At 73.0% G+C, this 24,065-nt stretch carries 20 protein-coding genes and 3 tRNA genes; 17 read left to right on the top strand and 6 right to left on the bottom strand.

Annotated features, from left to right (window positions below):
* Nucleotides 1–7 precede the first annotated feature (7 nt).
* On the top strand, nt 8–733 hold the full coding sequence (locus HDA33_RS09240; protein ID WP_184172714.1) for an alpha/beta hydrolase: 726 nt from the start codon (nt 8–10) through the stop codon (nt 731–733).
* A gap of 33 nt (nt 734–766) precedes the next feature.
* On the top strand, nt 767–1,645 hold the full coding sequence (locus tag HDA33_RS09235; protein WP_184172712.1) for a hypothetical protein: 879 nt from the start codon (nt 767–769) through the stop codon (nt 1,643–1,645).
* A gap of 273 nt (nt 1,646–1,918) precedes the next feature.
* Here the strand turns inward: HDA33_RS09235 and HDA33_RS09230 are convergent, their stop codons facing one another.
* Nucleotides 1,919–3,196, bottom strand: coding sequence for a DUF445 family protein (locus tag HDA33_RS09230; protein WP_184172710.1), 1,278 nt, complete (start codon nt 3,194–3,196; stop codon nt 1,919–1,921).
* Between the two features lie 100 nt (nt 3,197–3,296).
* Between HDA33_RS09230 and HDA33_RS09225 the strand changes: the two genes are divergently transcribed.
* The 5 genes from HDA33_RS09225 to HDA33_RS09205 all read left to right on the top strand — a co-directional run bounded on the left by HDA33_RS09225 (nt 3,297) and on the right by HDA33_RS09205 (nt 10,110).
* The gene (locus HDA33_RS09225; RefSeq protein WP_184172708.1) at nt 3,297–4,220 is read left to right on the top strand and encodes a glycerophosphodiester phosphodiesterase family protein; all 924 of its coding nucleotides are present in this window, start codon (nt 3,297–3,299) and stop codon (nt 4,218–4,220) included.
* A 259-nt stretch (nt 4,221–4,479) separates the two neighbouring features.
* On the top strand, nt 4,480–6,168 hold the full coding sequence (locus HDA33_RS09220) for an ABC transporter substrate-binding protein (RefSeq protein ID WP_184172706.1): 1,689 nt from the start codon (nt 4,480–4,482) through the stop codon (nt 6,166–6,168).
* A gap of 134 nt (nt 6,169–6,302) precedes the next feature.
* Nucleotides 6,303–7,307: an ABC transporter permease gene (locus HDA33_RS09215; protein WP_158491905.1), complete on the top strand. Its 1,005-nt coding sequence runs from the start codon at nt 6,303–6,305 to the stop codon at nt 7,305–7,307.
* Nucleotides 7,304–8,296: an ABC transporter permease gene (locus HDA33_RS09210; RefSeq protein ID WP_184172704.1), complete on the top strand. Its 993-nt coding sequence runs from the start codon at nt 7,304–7,306 to the stop codon at nt 8,294–8,296. The genes HDA33_RS09215 and HDA33_RS09210 overlap by 4 nt, the downstream gene beginning before the upstream one ends.
* A 2-nt stretch (nt 8,297–8,298) precedes the next feature.
* A complete protein-coding gene (locus HDA33_RS09205) occupies nt 8,299–10,110 on the top strand; it encodes a dipeptide ABC transporter ATP-binding protein (protein WP_420826918.1) in 1,812 nt (603 codons plus the stop codon).
* A gap of 134 nt (nt 10,111–10,244) precedes the next feature.
* On the opposite strand, the gene HDA33_RS09200 is transcribed toward HDA33_RS09205, so the two are convergent.
* Both HDA33_RS09200 and pta read right to left on the bottom strand, forming a co-directional pair.
* A complete protein-coding gene (locus tag HDA33_RS09200; RefSeq protein WP_184172701.1) occupies nt 10,245–11,411 on the bottom strand; it encodes an acetate/propionate family kinase in 1,167 nt (388 codons plus the stop codon).
* A gap of 20 nt (nt 11,412–11,431) precedes the next feature.
* Nucleotides 11,432–13,507 carry a phosphate acetyltransferase gene (pta, locus tag HDA33_RS09195; protein WP_184172699.1) on the bottom strand — a complete coding sequence of 692 codons (2,076 nt, stop codon included), beginning with the start codon at nt 13,505–13,507 and terminating at the stop codon, nt 11,432–11,434.
* 433 nt (nt 13,508–13,940) lie between these two features.
* On the opposite strand from pta, the gene HDA33_RS09190 reads away from it, so the two are divergent.
* The 5 genes from HDA33_RS09190 (at nt 13,941) to HDA33_RS09170 (ending at nt 18,203) form a co-directional block, all read left to right on the top strand.
* Nucleotides 13,941–15,281 (top strand): Nramp family divalent metal transporter, encoded by a 1,341-nt coding sequence (locus tag HDA33_RS09190; protein ID WP_184172698.1) that lies wholly within the window; start codon nt 13,941–13,943, stop codon nt 15,279–15,281.
* Between the two features lie 61 nt (nt 15,282–15,342).
* Complete coding sequence (locus HDA33_RS09185) at nt 15,343–15,684, top strand: thiamine-binding protein (protein WP_017488366.1); 342 nt, start codon at nt 15,343–15,345, stop codon at nt 15,682–15,684.
* Between the two features lie 7 nt (nt 15,685–15,691).
* Nucleotides 15,692–16,192: a GNAT family N-acetyltransferase gene (locus tag HDA33_RS09180; protein WP_184172696.1), complete on the top strand. Its 501-nt coding sequence runs from the start codon at nt 15,692–15,694 to the stop codon at nt 16,190–16,192.
* Nucleotides 16,193–16,270: 78 nt separating this feature from the next.
* The gene (locus tag HDA33_RS09175; RefSeq protein WP_338104317.1) at nt 16,271–17,176 is read left to right on the top strand and encodes a spermidine synthase; all 906 of its coding nucleotides are present in this window, start codon (nt 16,271–16,273) and stop codon (nt 17,174–17,176) included.
* Between the two features lie 61 nt (nt 17,177–17,237).
* A complete protein-coding gene (locus HDA33_RS09170; protein ID WP_184172694.1) occupies nt 17,238–18,203 on the top strand; it encodes a universal stress protein in 966 nt (321 codons plus the stop codon).
* Nucleotides 18,204–18,280: 77 nt separating this feature from the next.
* On the opposite strand, the gene HDA33_RS09165 is transcribed toward HDA33_RS09170, so the two are convergent.
* Entirely contained in the window at nt 18,281–18,676 is a 396-nt protein-coding gene (locus HDA33_RS09165; RefSeq protein ID WP_158491897.1) for a metallopeptidase family protein, read from the bottom strand.
* Between the two features lie 117 nt (nt 18,677–18,793).
* On the opposite strand from HDA33_RS09165, the gene HDA33_RS09160 reads away from it, so the two are divergent.
* From HDA33_RS09160 to HDA33_RS09145, 4 genes are all read left to right on the top strand, one after another.
* Nucleotides 18,794–18,866, top strand: a tRNA-Glu gene (locus HDA33_RS09160).
* A gap of 117 nt (nt 18,867–18,983) precedes the next feature.
* Nucleotides 18,984–19,057, top strand: a tRNA-Asp gene (locus HDA33_RS09155).
* A gap of 72 nt (nt 19,058–19,129) precedes the next feature.
* A tRNA-Phe gene (locus HDA33_RS09150) sits at nt 19,130–19,202 on the top strand.
* A gap of 133 nt (nt 19,203–19,335) precedes the next feature.
* On the top strand, nt 19,336–19,971 hold the full coding sequence (locus tag HDA33_RS09145) for a cysteine hydrolase family protein (protein ID WP_158493630.1): 636 nt from the start codon (nt 19,336–19,338) through the stop codon (nt 19,969–19,971).
* Nucleotides 19,972–20,065: 94 nt separating this feature from the next.
* Here HDA33_RS09145 and HDA33_RS09140 read toward each other — a convergent pair whose 3' ends face one another.
* Complete coding sequence (locus tag HDA33_RS09140; protein ID WP_158493629.1) at nt 20,066–20,332, bottom strand: hypothetical protein; 267 nt, start codon at nt 20,330–20,332, stop codon at nt 20,066–20,068.
* A gap of 218 nt (nt 20,333–20,550) precedes the next feature.
* Between HDA33_RS09140 and HDA33_RS09135 the strand changes: the two genes are divergently transcribed.
* Nucleotides 20,551–22,452: a BCCT family transporter gene (locus HDA33_RS09135; RefSeq protein ID WP_184172691.1), complete on the top strand. Its 1,902-nt coding sequence runs from the start codon at nt 20,551–20,553 to the stop codon at nt 22,450–22,452.
* Nucleotides 22,453–22,545: 93 nt separating this feature from the next.
* On the opposite strand, the gene HDA33_RS09130 is transcribed toward HDA33_RS09135, so the two are convergent.
* A complete protein-coding gene (locus tag HDA33_RS09130) occupies nt 22,546–24,018 on the bottom strand; it encodes an amino acid permease (RefSeq protein ID WP_158493627.1) in 1,473 nt (490 codons plus the stop codon).
* Nucleotides 24,019–24,065: the final 47 nt, after the last annotated feature.

Genomic DNA, 24,065 nt, shown 5'->3' with positions numbered 1-24,065 from the left:
TGGAACCATGCCGACCCCGCCCACGACATCCATCGAGACGCTCCGTTCCGGTCATCCGGTGGTGTGGTCCCGGCCCGCGGCGGAGCGCCCGGGCACGGACCTCGTCCTGGTGCTCCACGGCTACGGGTCCAACGAGGTCAGGGCCGCGAACCGGTTCTTCCCCATGCTCCCCGAGCGCTGCACCGGCCTGGCCGTGCGCGGGGGCTTCGAGATCGACGCCGCCGCCACGGAGGGCCCCGGAGACCCCGGCGCCCACGGCTGGTTCCTGCTCGACCTGATGCTCCAGTCCGACTTCGCCCAGGTGGTGGCCGCCGCCCACCGGGTGTTCGACGTGCTGGCCTCCGAGGAGGTGGCGCAGGCGCGGTTCCGCACCGTGTCCGTGCTCGGCTTCTCCCAGGGCATGGCCATGGCCACCACGCTCATCCGCCTGCGCCCCGAGGCCTTCGCGTGCGGCGTGGGGCTGAGCGGCTTCGCCGTCGACAACGAGCTGCTCGCCGTCCTCGACTCCCCGCCCGAGGGGCCCGGCCCCCGGCCCTTCTTCTGGGGCCGGGACGTCGAGGACCCTGTGATCCATCCGGACGCCGTCGCCCACACCCGCGCGTGGGCCGAGGAGCACACCCTCCTGACCGTGCGCACCTACCCCGGCGTGCTGCACGGCATCGGCCCGGAGGAGGTCCGTGACGTGCGCATCTTCCTCGAGCATTCCCTGCGCGCGGCGACGCCCGACTCCTGACCGCGGCGCGGGCCTGCCGATACCCTGACCGGCATGGCAAAGAACTCGATGATCGGTCGGTACACGTCCGGGAAGGTGAAGGACTTCGCTCTGAAGTCGGCACTCGATGAGAACGGGGAGCCCACGGAGGGCTTCGAGAAGGTCGTGTCCAAGGTGCTGGACATCCAGCGCCCGCTGGTCCTGAAGCACATCCAGAACGTGGCCGCGAAGAATCCGGAGCTCACTGCCGAGCAGATCGCGGAGCGGCTGGGGCAGCAGTACCTCAACGCCGTGACGGGCGCCGGCGCGGCCGTGGGCGGCACGGCGATCGTCCCCGGCATCGGCACCGTGGCGGCCCTGGGCCTGTCCGCGGCGGCCACGGTGGGCTTCATGGAGGCCACCGCCCTCTACGCCCAGTCCCTCGCCGAGCTGCACGGCATCACCATGGAGGATCCCCAGCGCGCCGAGGCCCTGGTGATGGCCCTCATGCTCGGCGACGACGCCAAGGAGCTCCTCCGCGAGGCCGCCGCCAAGGCCGGCCGGCCCTTCGACCCCAACGCGAGCCTCAACGCGCTCGCGGGCTCGGCCGCGGGCACCGGCGGCGGCGCCGGCATCAGCGCGTTCGTGATGGACCGCCTCAAGCGGACCTTCATGAAGAAGATGCTCGTGCGCCAGGGCGCCGGCTTCCTGGGCCGCGCCGTGCCGTTCGGCGTCGGCGCGGTGATCGGCGGCGTCGGCAACCGGGCCATGGGCAAGGCCGTGATGGAGAACGCACAGGAGCTCTTCGGCCCCCTGCCCACCGTGATCCCGGGCGAGATCCGCGAGGGCGCCGCGCGGCAGGCCCAGGAGGACGACGGCGAGGGCGGCGTGTTCACCGCGATCCGCCGTGCCCTGCCCGGCGGGGACGACAAGAAGGACGCGGCCAAGGCCTGACCCGTCCCACGGCCTGACCCGGCCGCAGCCTGACCACCTTCAGGAGATTCGGGTGGGTTGTCGGAGGTGTGGGGCCCTTCCACCCCCGACAACTCACCCGAATCTGCATGTGAGGAGACGGGGGGGCCGACGGCGCGTACGACGGCGGCCCGAGGGTCCCGGGAAATTCGGGTGGGTTGTCGGAGGTCTGAGGTGCTTTCACCTCCGACAACTCACCCGAAACGCGTCCTGGGGGGCGTGGGGCGTGGCGTGGGGTTGCCCGGCGGGTCGGCTTCAGAGGAACAGCGTCGCGACGGCGTGGATCGTCAGGCCCGCGAGGGCGCCGACGATCGAGCCGTTGATCCGGATGTACTGCAGGTCCCTGCCCACGAACAGCTCGAGGGTGCGCGCGGTCTGGTCCCCGTCCCAGCGGGCCACGGTCTCCTCGATCACCCCGGTCACCGCCGGGCCGTAGGTGCTCAGCGCGTACGCGGCGGCGGCGCGGGCGTGCCCGTCCACGCGGTCGCGGAGCACGGGGTCCTCCTGCAGGCGGGCGCCGAGGTCGCGCAGCGCGGCCACGAGGGCGCGGTGCAGGTCCGAGGCCGGGTCCTCGAGGGCGTCCAGCAGCGAGTCCCGCAGGGACGTCCACGCCCGGCCGGCCCAGGCACGCAGCCGCTCGTCCGCGAACAGGCTGTGCTTGAACCGCTCCACGGAGGCCCGGGTGTGCGGGTCGTCGCGCATCTCGGCGGACAGGCGGGTGAGCCAGTCATCGACGGCGCGGCGGGCCTCGTGGCCACGGTCGTCGCGGATCCCGGCGAGGTACTTGAGGGCCTCGGCGTGCAGGCGCTCGGCGAGCAGCCGGTCCACGAGGTCGGGGCTCCACTCGGGGGAGCGGCGGCGCACGGTCTCCACGAACATCTCCGGGTGGTCGGCCACCCAGTCCCCGGTGTGCTCCACCACGAGGTCCACCACCCGCTCGTGGTGCCGGCCGGACACCACGTCCTGGAGCACGCCCGCGAGCGTGGGGGACCACTCGGGCTCCACCATGTGCCGCTGCATGAGCTGGCGCAGCAGCTCCTGGACGGCGTCGTCGTCGGCGGCCGCCATGGCGCCCCGGGCCGCCGTCGCCACCTCGCGCGCGGCCCGCTCCGCGTTCTCCGGGCGGCGCAGCCAGCCGCCGGCGGCCGCGGCCACCTCGAGGCCCTCGACCTTCTCCCGGGCCACGTCCGAGTCCAGGAAGTTCTCCTGCACGAACTCGGTGAGCGCGGCGCCGAGCTGGTCCTTCTTGCGGGGGATGAGCGCGGTGTGCGGCACGGGGATCCCCATGGGGTGGCGGAACAGGGCCGTCACGGCGAACCAGTCGGCGAGGGCGCCCACCATGCCGCCCTCCGCGGCGGCGCGCACGTAGCCCCACACGGGGTGCACGTCCTGCAGCGGGAAGGCGACGGCGAACACCACGGCCAGCGCCACGAGCAGGCCCAGGGCCACGGCCTTCATGCGGCGCAGGCCCCGCTCGCGCTCGAGCGTGCCGGCGCTGAGCAGCTGCCGGGCGGGGTCCGGGGAGAGGGACACGGGAGGCTCCTGATCGCGCGCACCGAATGGTCCCCACCAGTTAACCAGCCGGGCACCGGACGGTGACGCCCCCGGCACCCGCCGTCCCTAGCCTGGCGGCGTGCCCGCCCTCGTGATCGCCCATCGCGGCGCCTCCGCCGCCTTCCCCGAGCACACCCGCGCCGCGATGCTGCACGCCCTCGAGGCGGGCGCCGACGGCCTCGAGTGCGACGTGCAGCTCACCCGCGACCGCGAGGTCGTCTGCTGGCACGACCCCACGGTGGAGCGCACCTCGGACGGGTGCGGCGCCGTCGCCGACCACACCCTCGCTCGGCTGCGCACCCTGGACGTCCTCGCGGCGCCCGCGCGCGGCACGGGCCCCACGGAACGCACGACGACGGCGCTCCCCGCCGCGTACGGCGGCGCGGGGGAGCAGGTGCTCACCCTGGCGGAGCTGCTCGGGATCGCGACGGCGGCCGGCCGGCCGGTGCGCCTGGCCGTGGAGCTCAAGCACCCCTCGCCGTTCGGGCACGAGCTCGAGGAGCGGGTGCTGCGGGAGCTGCTGCGGGCCGGGTGGGACCCGGAGACGGGCCGGGTCGGCCAGGTCCGGGTCTCGCTGATGAGCTTCCATCCGGATGCGCTGCGGCACGTGGCGCCGCTGGCCGGCACCGACCCCCTCTGCCCGCTGCTGGACCTCGTGCCCCGGGACGTGCCCAGCCGGCTGGCGCGGGGTCCGCTGGGTCGGGCTGCGGTCCGCTCGGCGGTGCGGGGCTCGCTCGCCGGGTCCGAGGCCATGGTCTGGGGCGGCCGCGCCGGGATGGCCGGGCCGTCCGTGGCGTACGTGCGGGAGCACCTGGCGGACGTGAAGGCCTGGCTCGCGGCGGGTCGGCGGCTGCGCGTGTGGACCGCGGACGCCCGCGAAGACGTGGACTTCCTGCTGGCCCACGGGGTGCAGGAGATCACCACGAACCGCCCCGCCGAGGTGCTGGACTGGGTCCGGGAGCACGCCGCCGCGCCTCGGGAACCGGCGCCCGTGCGCGCCTGAGCCGAGCCCCGCGCTTTCGTGCGGGAAACGGGAGCCTCCCGCGGCCCCGTGCGCGCCTGAGCCGAGCCCCGCGCTTTCGTGCGGGAAACGGGAGCCTCCCGCGGCCCCGTGCGCGCCTGAGCCGGGCACCCCTGCGTTGTACCGGGGGGTGTGCGAGTGGCTATAGTCACACCACGGCCGTGTTCCGGACCACATTCCAGGGGCGTGGCCGCCTCGCACCCGCGTCTCGGATGAGACCTCATCCCCGGAGGAGCCCCCCATGGCCACCCGTCTGCGTCAACGACTCCTGTCCGCCGCCGCGCTCACCGCGGCCGGCGCCCTGCTCATCACCGGCTGCGCCGAGAGCCAGCGCGACTCCGGCGGCTCCGCCGGCGGCAGCGGCTCCAACGGCGACGCCGCTCAGGTGGACGGCTCGTTCATCTTCGCCGCCTCCTCCGACCCCAAGACCCTGGACCCGGCCTTCGCCTCCGACGGCGAGTCCTTCCGCGTCTCCCGCCAGATCTTCGAGGGCCTCGTGGGCACCGAGCCCGGCACCGCGGACCCCGCGCCGCTGCTCGCCGAGTCCTGGGAGTCCTCCGAGGACGGCCTCACCCACACCTTCAAGCTCAAGGAGGGCGTGACGTTCCACGACGGCGAGCCCTTCAACGGCGAGGCCGTGTGCGCCAACTTCGACCGCTGGTACAACTTCACCGGCATCCAGCAGGCCGAGACCGTCTCCTACTACTACGGCAAGCTGTTCCGCGGCTTCGCGGACGACCCGGAGAACGCGGTCTACGAGAGCTGCGAGGCCAACGGGGACGCCGAGGCCACGGTCACCCTGGCCCAGCCGTTCGCCGGCTTCATCGCCTCCCTGTCCCTGCCGGCGTTCGCCATGCAGTCCCCGAAGGCGCTCGAGGAGTACAAGGCCGACGAGATGGGCGGCTCCGCAGAGTCGCCGCAGATGTCCGAGTACGCCCGCGCGCATCCGACCGGCACCGGCCCGTACAAGTTCGACTCCTGGAGCGTGGGCGAGGACATCAAGCTCTCCGCCTACGAGGACTACTGGGGCGAGGGCGGCGACGTCACGGACATCACCTTCCGCGTGATCGACGACCCGGTGGCCCGCCGCCAGGCCCTCGAGGCCGGCGACATCGACGGCTACGACCTCGTGGCCCCCGCCGACACCCAGGCCCTGTCCGACGCCGGCTTCAACGTGGTGGCCCGCGATCCCTTCACCATCCTCTACCTGGGCCTGAACCAGCAGCAGGAGGAGCTGAAGGACGTGAAGGTGCGCCAGGCGATCGCCCACGCGATCGACAAGGAGGCCCTGATCGGCCAGACCCTCCCCGAGGGCACCGAGCCGGCCACGCAGTTCATCCCGAAGTCCGTGAACGGCTTCTCCGAGGACGTGACGAAGTACGAGTACGACCCGGAGAAGGCCAAGCAGCTGCTGGCCGAGGCCGGCTACGCCGACGGCTTCACGATCGACTTCAACTACCCCACGGGCGTCTCGCGTCCGTACATGCCGACCCCGGAGCAGGTGTTCTCGAACCTCTCCAACCAGCTCTCCCAGGTGGGCATCCAGGTCGAGGCCAAGCCGGCCAAGTGGAGCCCGGACTACCTGAACCAGGTCCAGGGCACCGCCGACCACGGCCTGCACCTGCTGGGCTGGACCGGCGACTACAACGACACGGACAACTTCGTGGGCGTGTTCTTCGGCCAGGAGAAGCCGGAGTTCGGCTTCGACAACCCGGAGCTCTTCTCCGCCCTGGAGGAGGCCCGCGGCGTGCCGACCCTCGAGGAGCAGACCCCGATGTACGAGGAGATCAACAAGCAGATCTCCGACTTCGTCCCGGCGATCCCGCTCGCGCACCCGGCGCCCTCGCTGGCGTTCGACGAGCGCGTGGCCTCCTACCCGGCCAGCCCGGTCAACGACGAGGTCTTCACCGAGATCGACCTGACCGAGTGATCCGGGCTCACCGGGGCTGACCGCCCCGATGGCGACGACGGAGCCGGACCCCCGGCTCCGTCGTCGCCGCCCGGACCCCCGCCGCCCGTCCCTCGCACCGACCGGCCCGGCCCCGCGCCGGCATGGAGGCACTCGTGCTCAGACTCATCGGCAAGCGCCTGCTGCTGCTGATCCCCACACTCTTCGGACTCTCCGTCCTGCTGTTCCTGTGGGTCCGCAGCCTGCCCGGCGGCCCCGCCACCGCCCTGCTCGGCGACCGCGCCACCCCGGAGGCCGTGGCCCGCGTGAACGCGGCCTACGGCTTCGACAAGCCCCTGCTGGAGCAGTACACGACCTACATGGGGCGGCTGCTGCGGGGCGACTTCGGCACCTCGACCATGACCAACCGGCCGGTGCTCGAGGAGTTCGCGGACCGGTTCCCGGCCACCCTCGAGCTCTCGCTGTTCGCGATCGTGTTCGCGGTGGCCATCGGCATCCCGCTCGGCTACTGGGCCGCCCGCCACGTGGGCCGGTGGCAGGACAACATCGCCGTCGTCCTGTCCCTGATCGGCGTCGTGGTGCCCGTGTTCTTCCTGGCCTTCATCCTGAAGTGGGTGTTCGCCGTGAAGCTCGGCTGGCTGCCCACGGACGGCCGGCAGGACCCGCGCCTGGACGCCACGCACTACACGAACTTCTACGTGTGGGACGGCATCAGCACCGGCGAGTGGGACGCGGCCCTGAACGCGCTGACCCACCTGGTGCTGCCCGGCATCGCGCTGGGCACCATCCCGCTGGCGATCATCGCCCGCATCACGCGCGCCTCCGTGCTGGACGTGCAGAACGCGGACTTCGTGCGCACGGCCCGCGCCAAGGGCCTGGCCCCGCGCCTGATCCGCGACCGGTTCATCATGCGCAATGCGCTGCTGCCGGTGAGCACCACGCTGGGCCTGCAGCTGGGCCTGCTGATCTCGGGGGCGGTGCTCACCGAGACGGTGTTCGCCTTCAACGGGATCGGCAGATTCCTGGCACAGGCGATCTTCCAGCTGGACTTCCCGGTGCTGCAGGGCTTCATCATCTTCATCGCCCTGATCTACTCGCTGATCAACCTGGTCGTGGACGTCTCCTACGGCCTCATCGACCCGAGGGTGCGTGTCTCATGAGCGTGAACCTGCCACCGAGCCCGGGCGGCGGGCCCGCCGAGGGCGACGTCGACCACGCGCTGGCGCCCGTCGAGGCGGGCGCCACCCAGGAGACCACCGAGGCGGCCGCCGACGCGCGCGGCACGTCCGTGTGGGGCGCCGCGTTCCAGCGGCTGCGCCGCAACCCGGCGGCCATCGCCGGCGCCGTCATCGTCGCGCTGTTCGTCCTCGTGGCGGTGCTGGCCCCCGTGCTGGCGCCGTACGCCGGCACGGACACCCCCGGCATGCGCGAGATCCGACCCACCCACGTGCCCGGCCCGGGCGAGGTGGACGGCTACCCGCTGGGCCTGGACCGCTTCGGCGGCGACGTGCTCTCCAAGCTGATCTGGGGCGCGCAGGCCTCGCTGATCATCGGCGTCGTCTCCACGGCGTTCGGCCTGGTCGGCGGCATGCTGCTGGGCCTGCTGGCCGGCACGTTCGGCGGCTGGGTGGACTCCGTGGTCATGCGCACCGTGGACATCCTGCTCTCCGTGCCGAACCTGCTGCTCGCGGTCTCCATCGCGGCGATCCTCGGCCAGACCCCGTTCGCGGTGATGATCGCGATCGGCGTGGCGCAGGTACCGATCTTCGCGCGCCTGCTGCGCTCCTCGATGCTCACGCAGAAGGGCTCGGACTACGTGCTGGCGGCGCAGACCCTCGGCCTGTCCCGCGGACGGATCACCATGTCCCACGTGCTGCCGAACTCGCTGGGCCCCGTGATCGTGCAGGCCACCCTCACCCTGGCCACCGCCGTGATCGACGCCGCGGCCCTGTCCTTCCTGGGCCTGGGCGGCGGCCGTCCGGAGACCGCCGAGTGGGGCCGCATGCTCACCTACGCGCAGGCCGAGCTGGGCATCAACCCGTGGCTCGCGTTCCTGCCGGGCCTGTGCATCGCCATCACGGCGCTGGGCTTCACCCTGCTGGGCGAGTCCCTGCGCGAGGCCCTCGACCCCACCTCCCGGAGGCGCTGACCATGGACCCGAAGCACGACGACGGCGCCCTCGGCGCCGGCTCGCACGCCGCGGCCCCCGAGGCCGCGCCCACCGCCGGGACCGACCCGGCCGGCGTCGGGAGCGCGGAGATGCCTGCCCCCGGCGCGCCGCTGCTGGAGATCCGCGACCTGGACGTGGAGTTCCGCACCCAGCAGGGCACCGTGAAGGCCGTCGAGGGGGCGTCCCTGACGCTGCCGGCCGGCGGCACGCTGGCGATCGTGGGCGAGTCCGGCTCGGGCAAGTCCACCACCGCGATGGCCGCGATCGGCCTGCTGCCCGGCAACGGCCGGGTGACGGGCGGCTCCGTGAAGTTCGCGGGCGAGGAGCTCGTGGGCCTGTCCGACGCGAAGATGCGGCGCATCCGCGGCCGGCGCATCGGCCTGGTGCCCCAGGACCCCATGTCCAACCTGAACCCCGTGACCCGCGTGGGCCAGCAGATCGGCGAGACCCTGCTGACCCACGGGCTGGCCACGAAGAAGGACGTGGGCGCCAAGGTCGTGGAGGTCATGGAGCGCGCGGGCATCCCCGAGCCGGCGCGCCGGGCCAAGCAGTACCCGCACGAGCTCTCCGGCGGCCTGCGCCAGCGCGTGCTGATCGCGATCGGCCTGGCGTGCCGTCCGCAGCTGCTGATCGCGGACGAGCCCACCTCGGCGCTGGACGTGACCGTGCAGCAGGTGATCCTCGACCAGATCGACGAGATGACCCGCGAGCTCGGCAGCTCGGTGCTGCTGATCACGCACGACCTCGGCCTCGCCGCCGAGCGCGCCCAGCAGCTCGTGGTGATGCACCGCGGCCGCGTGGTGGAGTCCGGCGACGCCCGGGCCATCCTCGAGGACCCGCAGCACGCCTACACCCGCTCCCTCGTGGCGGCGGCGCCGTCCGTGGCGGCCGCCCGCCTGCTGCCGGAGGCGTTCGACCCGGCGCTGAGCGCGCTGAAGGAGGACGACGCCGCGGCGCTGTCCACCGTGGCCCTGGCCAAGAAGGACCTCACGCCGCTCGTGGAGATCCGTGACCTGACGAAGGTCTACCCGGTGCGTGGGCACGACGACTTCACCGCCGCCAAGGACGTGTCCCTGAAGATCCCGCGGGGCAAGACCGTCTCGATCGTGGGCGAGTCCGGCTCCGGCAAGACGACGACGGCGCGCATGCTCCTGAAGCTGATCGAGCCGACGTCGGGTGAGATCACGTTCGAGGGCAAGGACGTGCTCGGGATGAAGGGGGAGGACCTCAAGGACTTCCGCCAGCGCGTGCAGGCCGTGTTCCAGGACCCGTTCTCCTCGCTGAACCCCTCGTTCACCGTGGGGCGGATCATCGAGGAGCCGCTGCAGACGTACAAGCGCGGCAACGCGAAGGAGCGGCGGGCCCGCGTGCTCGAGCTCATGGAGCAGGTGGCCCTGCCCTCGCACTTCCACCGCCGGTATCCGGCCGAGCTCTCCGGCGGCCAGCGCCAGCGCGTGGCGATCGCCCGCGCGCTCGCGCTGAACCCGGAGCTGATCGTGTGCGACGAGCCCGTCTCCGCGCTCGACGTGCTGGTGCAGGACCAGATCCTCACCCTGCTGCGCCGCCTGCAGGACGAGCTGGGGCTGAGCTACCTGTTCATCTCGCACGACCTCGCGGTGGTGCGGCTCATCTCGGACTACGTGTGCGTGATGAAGGACGGCGAGGTCGTGGAGGCCGCGTCCTCCGAGGAGGTCTTCACCAACCCGCGGCACCCGTACACGCGGCGGCTGCTGGCCTCGATCCCGGGGAACGAGCTCGGGATCGCCGTGGAGGCCGACGGCGAGCACGTCTGAGCCGGCGCGCGCTCCGACCGACGCCCAGCGACATCACCGCCGTTCTGCCCGGCGGCGATGTCGCTGGGCGTCGGTCTTTCGGCGGAAGGGGCGGGGGGACCGGGCGCAGGGGCGGGAGCAGGGGAGCTCTGCGCTCAGCCGCGGGTCAGCTCCCACGTGAGCCGGGCGATCGCCTGCTCCTCGTCCGTGGGGATCACGAGCACGGGGATCGCCGAGCCCGGGGCGGAGATCACGGCGACGCCGTCGTCCCCCGCCGCGGACAGCCCGGCCTCGTTCGCCGCCGCGTCCAGCTCCACCCCCAGGGCGCCCAGGCGCTCCACCACACGGGCCCGGAACGGCGCCGAGTTCTCGCCGATGCCCGCGGTGAACACGATCGCCTGCGCCCCGCCCACGGCCACGTGGTACCCGCCCACGTACTTGGCCAGCCGGTAGCTCGCCACGTCCAGGGCGGTGCGGGCGCGGCGGTCCCCGGCGTCCGCGGCCTCGACCACCTGGCGCATGTCCGCGTGCCCGGCCAGGCCCAGCAGGCCGGACTCCTTGTTCATCAGGGTGTCCATCTCCTCCGCGGAGTGCCCCTGCGTGCGCATCAGGTGGGTCACCACGGAGGGGTCCAGGTCGCCCGTGCGCGTGCCCATCACGAGGCCGGCCAGCGGGGTGAAGCCCATCGAGGTGTCCACGGAGGCGCCGTCGCGGATCGCGGTCGCGGAGGCCCCGTTGCCCAGGTGCAGCACGATCCCGGAGAACTTCTCCCGGGCCACGCCGAGGTGCCGCGCGGCCAGGCCCGCCACGAGGTCGTGGCTCGTGCCGTGGAAGCCGTACCGGCGGATGCCGTGCTCGCGGTAGACGCTCTCCGGCAGGGCGTACTGCCAGGCCTCGCGCGGCATGGTCTGGTGGAAGGAGGTGTCGAACACGACCACCTGCGGCATGTCCGGGTAGCGCTCGGTCATGGCGCGCAGGCCCTGCGCGGCGGCCGGGTTGTGCAGGGGGGCCAGGGGCGCGAGCCGCTCGATCGCCCGGATCACCTCGTTGGTCACGAGCGCCGGCGCGGTGAACCGCTCGCCGCCGTGCACCACGCGATGGCCGGCGGCGTCGATCGGGCGGTCCCCGATCACCCGGGACACCTCCGCCTCCACCCGCTCGAGGGCCGCGGCGTGGTCGGGCACGTCCGAGCCGGGCACGCCGATGCGCTCCACCAGGCCCTTGGCGAGGACGGGCCGCGGGCCGTCCGCGCCGTCGTCGGCCAGCTCGCGGAGCTGGTACTTCAGGGACGAGGAGCCGGAGTTGATGACGAGGACGAGCACGGCGGAGTCCTTCCCGGGCGTCAGCCCTGGTCCTGGGCCTGGATGGCGGTGATGGCCACGGTGTTGACGATGTCCTCCACGGTGGTGCCGCGCGAGAGGTCATTCACGGGCTTGTTCAGTCCCTGCAGGACCGGCCCGACGGCGACGGCGCCCGAGGACTGCTGCACCGCCTTGTACGTGTTGTTGCCGGTGTTCAGGTCCGGGAACACGAACACGGTGGCCTGCCCCGCCACCTCGGAGTCCGGCATCTTGGAGGCGGCCACGGAGGCGTTCACCGCGGCGTCGTACTGCAGCGGGCCCTCCACCTTCAGCTCCGGGGCGCGCTCGCGGACCAGCTCGGTGGCGGCGCGGACCTTGTCCACGGCCTCGCCGGAGCCGGAGACGCCCGTGGAGTAGGAGAGCATGGCGACGCGCGGGTCCACGCCGAACTGCGCGGCGGTGGCGGCGGAGGCCACGGCGATGTCCGCGAGCTGCTCCGCGTCCGGGTCCGGGTTCACGGCGCAGTCGCCGTAGACGAGGGCCCGGTCCGGCAGGAGCATGAAAAACACCGAGGACACGATGGATGCCCCGGGCCGGGTCTTCACGAACTCCAGGGCCGGGCGGATGGTGTTGGCGGTGGTGTGCGCGGCGCCGGAGACCATGCCGTCCGCGTCGCCGAGGTGGACCATCATCGTGCCGAAGTAGGCGCCCTCCTGCATGACCTCGCGGGCGCGCTCGAGGTCCACGCCCCTGTGCGCGCGCAGGCGGGCGTACTCCTGCGCGTAGCGCTCCAGGTCCGGGGAGTCGGCCGGGTCCACGAGGTCGATCCCGGCCAGGTCCACGCCCTCGCGGGAGGCGAGCTCCTTCACGGCGGGCTCGGGCCCGAGCACCACGAGGTCGCACACGTCCCGGCGTTGCAGGATCTCGGCGGCGCGCAGCACGCGGGCGTCCTCGCCCTCGGGCAGCACGATCCGGCGGCGGTCCGCGCGGGCGCGGGTGATCAGCTCGTGCAGGAAGCGCAGCGGGGTGACGACGTCGGTGCGCGGCAGGTCGAACCGGCCCAGCAGCTCGTCCCCGTCGACGCGCTGGTGCCAGGTGCCGAGGGCGGCGGCGGTCTTGCGGGGCTGCGCGCTGGAGAGCTCGGAGCGCACGCGGGAGACCTTGGCGGCGGTGGTGAACGTGTCGTCGTGCGTGGCGAACACGGGGAAGGCGGCGTCCAGGTAGAGCCGCTGCAGCTGGCGGTTGGGCAGGATCCCGTTGGTGAGGATCATGCCGGAGGGGGTGGGGAAGTCCGGGGTCAGCGAGGAGGCCACGGTGGCCAGGATCGCGTCCGAGCGGTCGCCGGAGGCGATCACGAGGGCGCCGTCCCGCAGCACCTCGAGGAAGTTGCCGCCCTCCATGGAGACGGCCTTGACCTCGGCGACGTCGCGGTCCAGCGTCTCCTGGCCCGCCACCTGCTCCAGGCGCAGGGCCGTGGCCACCTCGGCCACCGACGGGTGGGCGAGCTCGGGCAGCTCGGGGAGCACGTAGACGGGCCAGGCGTGCCGGCCGGGGCGCACGGCGGCGCCCACGGCGTCCAGCTGCCGCGGGTCCGCGCGGTTGACCATGACGGCCAGCAGCTCCACGCCGGCGTCGTCGAGGGTGCGCCGGGCCAGGTCCACGACGTCGGCGGCATGCTCCGGCGTCATCTCGGCGCCGGAGACCACGGCGACCACCGGGGTGCCGAGGTTGCGGGCCAGCTGGGCGTTGAGGTCGAGGTCGGCGGCCGGGTCCGGGCTGATCAGGTCGGTGCCCTCCACCACGACGACGCCGCACGCGGCCCGCATCGCGTCGTACTGCTCCACGCAGCGCTGTTGGACCTCGTCGCCGCGGCCCTCGGCCATGAGGGTGCGGGCCTCGGCGGCGGTGAGCCCGCCGCGGGCCTGCTCGGCGGTGAGGCCGAACTGCTCGCGCATGAGCAGGACCATGGGGTCGGCCTCCACGTCCTCCCCGGGCACCACGGGGCGGAAGTAGCCCACCGTGCCGGAGCGCCGGTAGAGGGAGTCCGCCAGCCCGAGGCTGACGAGGGACTTGCCGGCGCCGGTCGAGGTGGTGGAGACGAAGATTCCCTGGGGCATCGCGGACCTTCCAAAGGCGGGGGAGCGGGGGCGGGGGAGACGAGTGGGCGGAGGCGGGTGCGCGGGGCACGGACGCTCCTTACAGTACCCACGGCCTCCCGACGACGGCCCGCCTCCGCCGCCTCCCTCCTCACCAGCCCTTCTCGTGCGGGAAACGGGAGCCTCCCACGCCGGTTTCGTGCGGGAAACGGGAGCCTTCTCGGGGGAGCCTCCGCACCCTCGTTCCCGTTTCCCGCACGAAAACGATCGGTGCCTTCGTGTGGGAAACGGGAGCCCCCGCACCGTCATGGGTGAGGCGTGTCTCGCTCCCACGTGATAGGAGTGACATCACTCGCACCCCCGCCCCAGCATCCCCGGACGCGGTGCACGCCGCCGGCCCCGCGTCGTCGTCGTCCTCCGTGGCCACCGGGCGCCCGACCGATGAGGACCCCCCATGGCCCACACAGCAGACCGCGGTCACCCCGTGCACAACCCGGACATCGTCGGGTTCACGGAGGCCGAGCTGAACGAGACCCCGATCAAGCCCCGCTGGAACTCCCTCGGCCCCGGCATCGTCGCCGCCGCCACCGGCGTGGGCGCCGCCGACCTGGTGGCCACCCTCACCGCCGGCTCCCGCTACGGCTACATGCTGCTGTGGGCCGTGGTCCTCGGCGTGATCTTCAAGATCGTTCTCGTGGAGGGCGTGGGCCGCTGGTACCTGTCCACCGGCAAGACGATCTTCCAAGGCTGGCGCCAGCTCGGCTCCTGGACCAGCTGGTACTTCGGCCCCTACATCCTGATCTGGGGCTTCGTGTACGGCGCGACGGCGATGAGCTCCACCGCCATCCCGCTCGCGGCGCTCTTCCCTGCCGTGGACTCCAAGGTGTTCGCGATCGCGGCCGGCCTGATCGGCCTGGCCCTGGTGTGGCTGAACAAGTACGGCCTGATCGAGAAGCTGATGACGGCGCTGATCGGCGTCATGTTCGTCACCGTGCTGATCTCCGCGGCGCTGACCGCCCCGAACGTGGGCGAGATCCTCTCCGGCCTGGTCCCGCGCATCCCCTCGGGCGACCCGCAGGTCATGTTCTACGTGCTCGGCCTCGCCGGCGGCGTGGGCGGCACCATCACCCTCGGCGCGTACGCCTACTGGCTGCGTGAGAAGGGCTGGAACGTCCCGAAGTACATGAAGGTGATGAAGTTCGACAACGCGACGTCGTACGTCCTCACCGGCATCTTCGTGATCGCCACCATGATCATGGGCGTCGAGCTGCTGCACTCGGCCGGCCTGGCCATCTCCTCGGGCGACAAGGGCCTGGTCGACGTCGGCAACGTCCTCGCCGAGCGCTACGGCCAGGTGTGGTCCTACGTCTTCCTGATCGGCTTCTTCGCCGCGTCCTTCTCCTCGCTGCTGGGCGTGTGGCACGGCGTGTCCCTGATGTTCGCCGACTTCTGGACGAACTTCCGCCGCCCGGCCGACGAGCTGGACCAGGACGACGCCCCCTCGCTCGCCTCCAAGCCGGCCCGCTTCTACCTGCTGTGGCTGTCCATCCTGCCGATGTCCCTGCTGTTCCTGGACCGCCCGATCTTCCTGATCCTGCTCTACGGCACGCTCGGCGCCCTGTTCATGCCGTTCCTGGCCGTGACGCTGCTGTTCCTGAACAACCGCAAGGACGTGCCGGTCCAGCACCGCAACGGCTGGATCCGCAACATCCTGCTCGCCCTGACCGCCGCCGTGTTCGTGGCGATCGGCGTGAACGAGCTCATCAAGGCGCTGCAGCCGGTGCTCGGGGGCTGACCCCGGGGACGGGGCGCGGCGCGGGTGTCCCGGACGACGACGGCGCGGCACACTGGTGCGCATGATCGTCGCCTTCTCCGTCGCCCCGTCCGGCACGCCCGCCGACGCCGCCCACCAGCCCGGGGACGAGGACTCCGCCTCCGTCCACCGGGCGGTGGCGGCCGCCGTCGCCGTGGTCCGGGAGTCCGGCCTGCCGCACCGCACGTCCTCGATGTTCACCGAGATCGAGGGGGACTGGGACGAGGTGATGGACGTGGTGCGGGGTGCGGTGGACGCCGTGGCCCCGTACGGCTCCCGCGTCTCGCTCGTGCTCAAGGCGGACATCCGCCCCGGGCACACCGGCGAGCTGGACGGCAAGCTCGCCCGGCTCGAGGCGGCCCTCGCCTCCGACGACGTCTCCTGACCCCGCCGTGGCCGTCGTGATCCGCCCCGCGCGTCGTGAGGACGCCGAGGCCCTGCTGCGCGTGAAGGCGCAGTCCTGGCGCGAGGCCTACGGCGCGCACCTGCCGGCCGAGGTCTTCGACCGGGCGGACGCCCGCGTGCCCCAGGACGCGCCGGCGTGGGCCGCGCTGGTCGGCTCGGACCGGGACCTGTGGGTCGCCGAGGACGACGACGGCGGCCGGCTCGTCGGGGTCGCCCTCGCCGGGCCGTCGCTCATCGAGGACGAGGGCCTTCCCCCGCAGCAGCTGATGGTCCTGTACGTCCTGGCCGAGGCCTACGGCACGGGCGTGGGAGCGCGACTGCTGGACGCCGTCGTCGGGGACGGGCCCGCGGTGCTGGTCGTGCTCGCGGAGAATCCGCGGGCGCGGGCCTTCTACGCCAAGCACGGCTTCGAGGACCACGGTGCGCCCGCACCCATGGACGGCGCGTGGGCGGGGCTCCATGAGCAGCGGATGGTGCGCCGGGGCTGAGGCTCGCGTCTCCCGCACGAAAGCGCCCGGGAAGGCTCCCGGTTCCCGCACGAAAGGGCGCTGGGGGAGAATCGGGCCGTGATCACCCCCGGCGTCTTCGCCATCAGCTCCGGCACCGCCGAGATCCTGCCCGACCCCTGGACGGACGGCGTCTACCTGCTCAAGGTCAACGGCGTGGAGTCCTCCCAGCTCAACCCGGACCGCCCCGAGACCCTCGGCTTCGAGTACATGCGCTGGGCCGCGGCGGTCCTCGCCCACCGCTTCGCCTCGGACGCCGAGCGCCTGCGCGTGCTGCACCTCGGCGGCGCCGGCTGCACGTTCGCCCGCTGGGTCACGCACACGTGGCCGCAGGCGCACCAGCTCGCCGTCGAGCTCGACGCCGGCCTCGCCGAGCTGGCCCGCACGCACTTCGACCTGCCCCGCTCCCCGCAGCTGAAGATCCGCGTGGGCGAAGCCGGGCAGGTCCTCGCCGGCCTCCGCGAGGCCACCCGCGAGGTCGTGTTCCGGGATGTGTTCGCCCCCGCGGACCCGCTCTCCCTCGCCCCGGACTCCCCGCACGTCACCCCCGCGCACCTCACGGGGGCCGACGCCGCCGCCCACGCCGCCCGCGTCCTCGTGCCCGGCGGCGTGTACGTGCTGAACATCGGCGGCGGCCCGGACCTGGCCTCGGTGCGCCGCGAGGTCGCCGCCCTGCGCACCGCCTTCGCCCACGTGGAGGTCATGGCGGACCCGGCCATGCTCAAGGGCCGCCGCCGCGGCAACGTGATCGCCGCGGCCTCCTCGGCCCCGCTGGCGGCGGAGGAGCTCGGCGGCCGCGCCGCCCTCGCCCGCGCCCTGCGCTCGGACGCGCTGCCGGCCCAGCTGGTCGACGACGTCGCCCGCTTCGCCGGCGGCCTCGCCCCGGACCCCACGCCCCTCGTCCAGGCCTCCGACGGCACCTCCGAGGGCGCCTCGACCCAGGCCTCTCCGGGCCCCGCGCAGTAGACTGGCGGCATCGACCCGGCCCGCCCGGGGCCGCGTCGAGACCGACTCGAGGAGGTCCGCCATGTCCGCCCAGACTCAGCCCGCCGCCCCCCGTGAGGACGCGCCGCTCGGCGTCTTGGTGGGCGTGGACGGCTCCGAGCAGTCCGTCTCCGCCGCCCGCTGGGCCCAGCGCGAGGCCGGCCTGCGCGGCGAGCCGCTGACCCTCGTGACCGCCTACTCGATCCCCGCCTACTGGGGCTACGACGCGGACGCCGGCGGCACCGTGCTGGACGACTCCCGCCTGCGCGAGGGCGTGCAGGTCCTCCTGGACGAGGTGGCCGCCAAGCTCGACGCCGACGGCGTGCGCCCGGAGCTGCGCGTGGAGGTCGGCGACGCGGCCGGCGTGCTCGTGGACCTCTCGAAGGCCGCCTCGCTGCTGGTCTCCGGCGGCCGCGGCCGCGGCGGGTTCATCGGCCGGCTGCTCGGCTCCGTGGCCTCCGCCCTGCCCGGTCACGCGCACTGCCCGGTGGCCATCATCCCCGCCGGCGTCGAGGCCAGCCGTGCCGCCGACGGCGCCGCCGTGGTCGCGGGCGTGGACGGCTCCGAGCAGGGCCGCGCCGCCGCCCTCGTGGCCGCGGAGGAGGCCCGCATCCGCCAGGCCCCGCTGAAGCTGGTGTGCGCGCTGCCCCCGGTGGGCAGCAACGCCGCATGGCTGGGCGTGACCCTGGACGAAGCCGCCCGCGAGCAGGAGCTGCGCGAGCGCCTGGACGCCGGCGCCGCGTGGATCGCCTCCGAGTTCCCCGGCCTGGAGGTCGTCACGGAGCTCGTGGACGGCACGCCCGTGGACGTCATGCGCGAGCAGACCGCGACGGCGCGCCTCACCGTGGTGGGCACGCGCGGCCTGGGCGGGTTCACGGGCGCGCTCGTGGGCTCCACCAGCCGCGGCGTCACGGACCACGCGAAGGGCCCCGTGATGGTCGTGCCCTTCCGCAAGGACGCCCGCCTGGGCACCCGGACGAAGTTCGGTCCGGTCGCCGACCAGGACTGACCTCACCCGACGACGACGGCGGGCGGCACGCGAGGCCGCCCGCCGTCGTCGTGCCCGCGGTCAGGCGCGGGCGCCGCTCAGCCCCAGCCGAGCTCGTGCAGGCGCTCCTCGTCGATCCCGAAGAAGTGCCCCACCTCGTGCATCACGGTCACGGTGATCTCGTGCTCCAGCTCGGCGCGGGAGGTGCAGTGGCGGGTGAGCGGGCCGCGGAACACCACGATCCGGTCCGGCATCTGCCACGGCATCTCGGCGCGCTCGGTCAGCGGGACGCCCTCGTAGAGGCCGAACAGCTCGGTGTCCGGGTCCTCCCAGCGCTGCGGCTCGTACTCGTCCTCCACCACCACGACGACGTTCGTCAGCAGGCGCGCCAGCTCGTCCGGGATGCGGGTGAGGGCGGCGGAGACGGCGTCGTCGAACTCCTGCTCGCTCATCCAGGCGGAGGCGGGGGTCCCGGGGGAGGGCGGGTGGCTCACGGGGGCTCCTGACGGCGGGGCACGACGACGGCGGGCGGCCCCGGGGAGGAACTTGCCCGGGGGCGTGCGGCCACCATAGACTCCCAGGGTCCACCTCGGGAATCTCGAACCGGACCTGCCCCTATCGTCTAGAGGCCTAGGACACCGCCCTTTCACGGCGGCGACACGGGTTCGAATCCCGTTGGGGGTACGCAGAACCGCCGCCCTCGGCGGCCGGAGTGCAGAGCGGCGAAGCCGGTTTGCACGAGGCGCGGAAGCTCTGGTAGAGTCTCCACTCGTTGCGAAAGCAGCGAGAACAACAGAACAAGGCCCTGTAGCGCAGTTGGTTAGCGCGCCGCCCTGTCACGGCGGAGGTCGCGGGTTCAAGTCCCGTCAGGGTCGCTCGGATCATCCGATCACCGGCATTCGGCAACGGAGTCCGGTGACGCATGATCCTGGTGACGAAGGTCGCCGGGCTCTGTAGCTCAGTTGGTAGAGCGTACGACTGAAAATCGTAAGGTCACCGGATCGACGCCGGTCGGAGCCACCGCTTCGAGAAGGCCCCCCGCAGACGCGGGGGGCCTTCGTCGTGCCCGGGGCGGCTCGGTCGTGCCGGGGGCCTGCTCGGCTCCGGGCGATGCACGGCTGACAGGGCGCGGGGCGGCGCCCAAACTGGGACGATGCCCGACTCCGCACCCGCCCCCGAGCCGATCGCCGGAGAGCGCCCTTCCGGCGGCGAGACCGCCCTCGTGGTGGTCGACATGCAGTACTCCTACTTCGAGCATCCCGACCTGGCCGCCCGTCAGGCGGAGCTCACGGAGGCCGTCGTCGAGCTGGTGCGGACCGCCGTGGAGGCGGGCCGGCCCGTGGTGCTGGTGCGCACGGAGCACGAGCGGGACCGCTCCACGTGGACCCTGAACATGCTCGAGGACGGCGAGGGCTTCGCGTTCCCCGGCACGCGCCAGGCGGCCGTGCTGGACGAGGTGGCGCGCGCGGCCCGCGGCGCCGTGGAGGTGGTGAAGACCCGCGACTCGGCCTTCCACCGCACCGACCTGGACGCGCAGCTGCGGCGGCGCGGCGTGGGCCGGCTGCTGCTCTGCGGCGTCTCCACCCACAGCTGCGTGTTCCAGACCGCCACGGACGCCTTCGCCCGCGACTTCCACGCTGCCACGGCGGTGGACGCGATCGCCTCGGAGGACCCGCGGCTCTCGGCCGCGATGCTCGAGTTCCTGCGCGACGAGATGCGCCAGCCGCTCCTGGGGCGGGAGGACGCGCTCGCCCTGCTGCGCACGGGCCTCGTGCCGGACCAGGGCTGAGGGGCGGGCGCGCGGTGCGCCGGGCACGGGCGAGGCCGCGCCCGGCCGGCCGCCCGGCCGTCAGAGGATCCCGGCCGTCAGGGCATCTCAGGCGTCAGAGGATCTCGACGTCGCCCTCGTCCGCGCGCGTGCGGTCCTCGGCGTCCTGCTGGATGTGCATGGCCTCCGACTCCGCGTTGCGCAGGGAGTCCTCGGCGCGGCCGTCGCCCGCCCAGTGCTGCGGGTCGTCGGAGCTGCCGCGCACCGGCTGGCCGTCGCGGCCGTCCTGGGGCCCCGGATCCGTGGCGGAGTCCGGCTCCGCCAGCAGGTCCTCCTGCAGCTCGCGCTGGTCGATGCCGTCCTCGTACGGGGTGCTGGTCATGGTGGCGTCCCTTCGTGGTCTCCTCCGCCCCGGGCGGGGCGGGCGCCCCCTCGCGTGTGCGGGGGCGCGGGGTGCCCCCACGGTAGTGACGCGCCCCCGGCCGCGGCCAGGAATGCGGGCCGGACAGGGTGAGTCCCCTCACGGGACGGGGTGAGTCCCTCCACGCCGGCCGGGGCCCCGGGCCCCCTCTATCAGGCACGCCCCGTAGTGTGTTGAGAATGAGCGAGTCGATCCCGCCCTCCCATCCGTCCGCCCCGCCCGGCCCCGCCGGCGCGCATCCCGCCGCCCCCGCCGCGGGCGCCGCCGACGCCCGTGAGGCGAGCGCCGCCGTCGCCCCGGCCTCCTCGGACGCCGCGACCGGCGCCCGCGTCCTGCTGCCGTGGGTGTTCTGGCCGTCCACGATCGTGGTGCTCCTCTTCGTGGGCGCCACCCTGCTCTTCCCGGAGCCCATGACCGCCGCCATCGGCACGGTCCAGCAGGCCATCATCACGAACTTCTCGTGGTGGTACGCCCTCGTGGCCCTGTTCTTCGTGCTCTTCTGCGGGTACCTCGCGTTCTCCCGCAAGGGCGCCATCACGCTCGGCAAGCCCGACGAGAAGCCCGAGTTCTCCACCCTGTCCTGGTTCGCGCTGCTCTTCGCGGCGGGCATGGGCATCGGCCTCGTGTTCTTCGGCATGACCGAGCCGCTCATGCACTTCGTCAGCCCGCGCCCTGACCTGGCCGCCACGGACCCGAACCCGGCGCAGGCCGCCCAGGCCGCGCTGGCCACCACGTTCCTGCACTGGGGCCTGCAGCCCTGGGCCATCTACGCCGTGGTGGGCGTCGCCGTCGGCCTGGCCATCCACCGTCGCGGACGCCCGCTGGCCCTGCGCTGGGCATTCGAGCCGCTGCTCGGCGAGCGCCGCGTGCGCGGCGGCTGGGGCCACCTGATCGACAACATCGCCCTGATCGGCACCGTGTTCGGCGTGGCCACCTCCCTCGGCCTGGGCGTGACCCAGATGTCCGCGGGCCTGCGCTCGCTCGGCGTGGTCCCCGAGGAGAGCGCGTGGGTCGAGTACGCGATGATCGGCCTCGTCACCCTCGTGGTGCTCTACACCGTGGTCTCCGGCGTGGAGCGCGGCATGAAGTGGCTCTCGAACGTGAACCTCGTGCTGGCCGCCGGCCTGCTGCTGTTCATCGCGATCGTCGGCCCCACCGCCTTCCTGTTCAAGGAGATGGTGCAGTCCTTCGGCGCCTACCTGCAGACCTTCTTCGGCGCGTCCCTGAACGTCTCCGCGTTCCAGGGCGCCGAGGGCGACGCCTGGCAGGCCGGCTGGAGCGCCTACTACTGGGGCTGGTGGATGTCCTGGACCCCGTTCGTGGGCATCTTCATCGCCCGCATCTCCCGCGGGCGCACCGTGCGCCAGTTCCTCGCCGGCGTGCTGCTGGTGCCCACCCTGATCGGCGTCGTGTGGTTCGGCGTCCTGGGCGGCACCGCCATCTACCTGGAGACCGTCCGCCCGGACGGCTACACCTCCGTGGTGGGCGCGGACGGCAGCATCGACTCCAACACCGCCCTGTTCCAGGTGGTGGAGCAGCTGCCCGCCGGCGCCCTGCTGGTGATCGGCGCGATCATGCTCTCCGCGATCTTCTTCGTGACCTCGGCGGACTCCGGCGCGCTCGTGATGGGCATGCTCGCCACGGGCGGAGACGTGAACCCCAAGGTCCCCGTGAAGATCTTCTTCGCGATCGCCACCGCCCTCATGTCGGCGGCCCTGCTGGCCGCCGGCGGCCTCAGCGCCATCCAGACGCTGGCCATCACCATCGGCCTGCCGTTCTCGGTGCTGATGCTCGTGATGTGCCTGGCCACCTTCCGCTCGCTCGGCTATTCCGTGGCGCGGGTGGAGGCGGTGCGCCGCCAGGCCATGCTGGCCTCCATCAAGGACCGGTTCGGCCTGGACACCGACGACGACGAGGTGGTCGACGGCGGCCCCGTCGCCGCCTCGCAGTGGTGGGCCTCGCTCAGCCGGGACCGTCAGCGCACCATCGCGCAGGCGGCCTCTGCCGGGCCCGACGACGAGATCCGGCTCGCCGGCTCCTCGGCCGAGGAGCCTGCCGGGTCGCCCGACGCGCGGCGCTGACCGCGGCCGGCCTCCCGCCGGAGACCACGACGCCGCCCGTCCCCGTCCCGGGGGCGGGCGGCGTCGTCGTGCGTCAGGCGCCGGTCGTGCGGGTCAGCGGTGCGACGCGGCGGCCTCCTCGCCCGAGGCCACGGGCAGCGTGCCGGTGCGGTCATGGACCGCGGCGGCCTTGCGCACGCCGGTGACGAACCAGGCGAGGGTCAGGACCGCGACCCACACGAGACCGATGATGAGCGCCTGGCGCGAATCCGGGATGGTGGCCATGGTGATCACCACGGTGGCCACGAACGCCAGGCCCAGGTAGGTGCCGACGCCGCCCAGCGGCATGGGGAAGGGGGACGGCTCCGCGCCCTGCTCCGCGACGCGCCTGCGCATGGCGCGGTGGGACAGGAAGATCATGGCCCAGGTCAGCACCACGGCGAACGAGGCGACGCCGGCCACCAGGCTGAAGGCGTTCGGGTCCACGGTGATCAGCACCGCGCCGAGCACCATCACGCCCAGCATCACGGCCACGGACAGCCACGGCACGCCGCCGCGGTTGGTGTGGGTGAAGGCCCGGGGCGCCTGGCCGTCGTGGGCCATCGCGTAGAGCAGGCGACCGGACGCGTAGATGCAGGCGTTGATCGCGGAGACGGCGGCCGTGAGCACTACGAAGTTCAGCAGGTGCGGGGCGAAGGGGACGCCGAGGCCCTCGAAGATCTGCACGAACGGGCTGGCCTTGCCGTCCACCTGGTTCCAGGGGACGAGGGCCATGATGACCGCCATCGTCAGCACGTAGAACAACAGGATGCGGATCGGCACCGTGTTGATGGCCTTGGGCAGCACCTTCTCCGGGTTCTTGGCCTCGCCCGCGGCCACGCCGAGGGTCTCGATGCCGCCGAAGGAGAAGGTCACGATGGTGAGCGCGGTCAGCACGCCCAGGATGCCGTGCGGCAGGAATCCGCCATGGTCCACGAGGTTCGCCAGGCCGGCCTGGGTGCCGTCCGCGGTGGAGGCGCCGGTGAAGAGCAGGATCACACCGCCGAAGATCATCGCCACGATGGCCCCGACCTTCACAAGCGTCAGCCAGAACTCGGCCTCTCCGAAGTTGCCGACGTGCGTGAAGTTGATCAGGCCGACCACGAGGATCGTGGCCGCGACCCAGGCCCAGGCCGGGACCTCCGGGAACCAGAACGCCATGTACGCGGTGATGGCGGCGGTGTCCGCGACGATCACGACGGCCAGCTCGAAGACGAAGGTCCAGCCGGTCACGTAGCCGGCGAAGGGGCCGAGATAACGGGAGGCGTAGGCGGCGAAGGACCCGGAGACGGGCTCACGGAGCGTCATCTCGCCGAGGGCGCGCATCACGAGGAACACGGCGGCGCCGGCGATGAGGAAGGACAGGATCACGCCCGGCCCGGCGGCCTGGATGCCGCCGGCCGAGCCGTAGAAGAGGCCGGTGCCGACTGCCGTGCCCAGGGCGATGAACATGATGTGCCGCTGGCTCAGGCCGCGGTGCAGCTGCCCGCGGTCCGCGGTGGCCGCGCCGGGCTCGGCGACGCGGGAGCCGGAGGGGGAGGTGCTCACGTGCGAAGTCTCCGCTCGAAGGGGGTGGATCGGGACACGCCATGGTG

The sequence above is a fragment of the Micrococcus endophyticus genome (genome assembly GCF_014205115.1).
In the GTDB taxonomy this organism is placed as follows: Bacteria; Actinomycetota; Actinomycetes; order Actinomycetales; family Micrococcaceae; genus Micrococcus; species Micrococcus endophyticus.
This window is presented reverse-complemented; position numbering and strand designations above follow the sequence as displayed.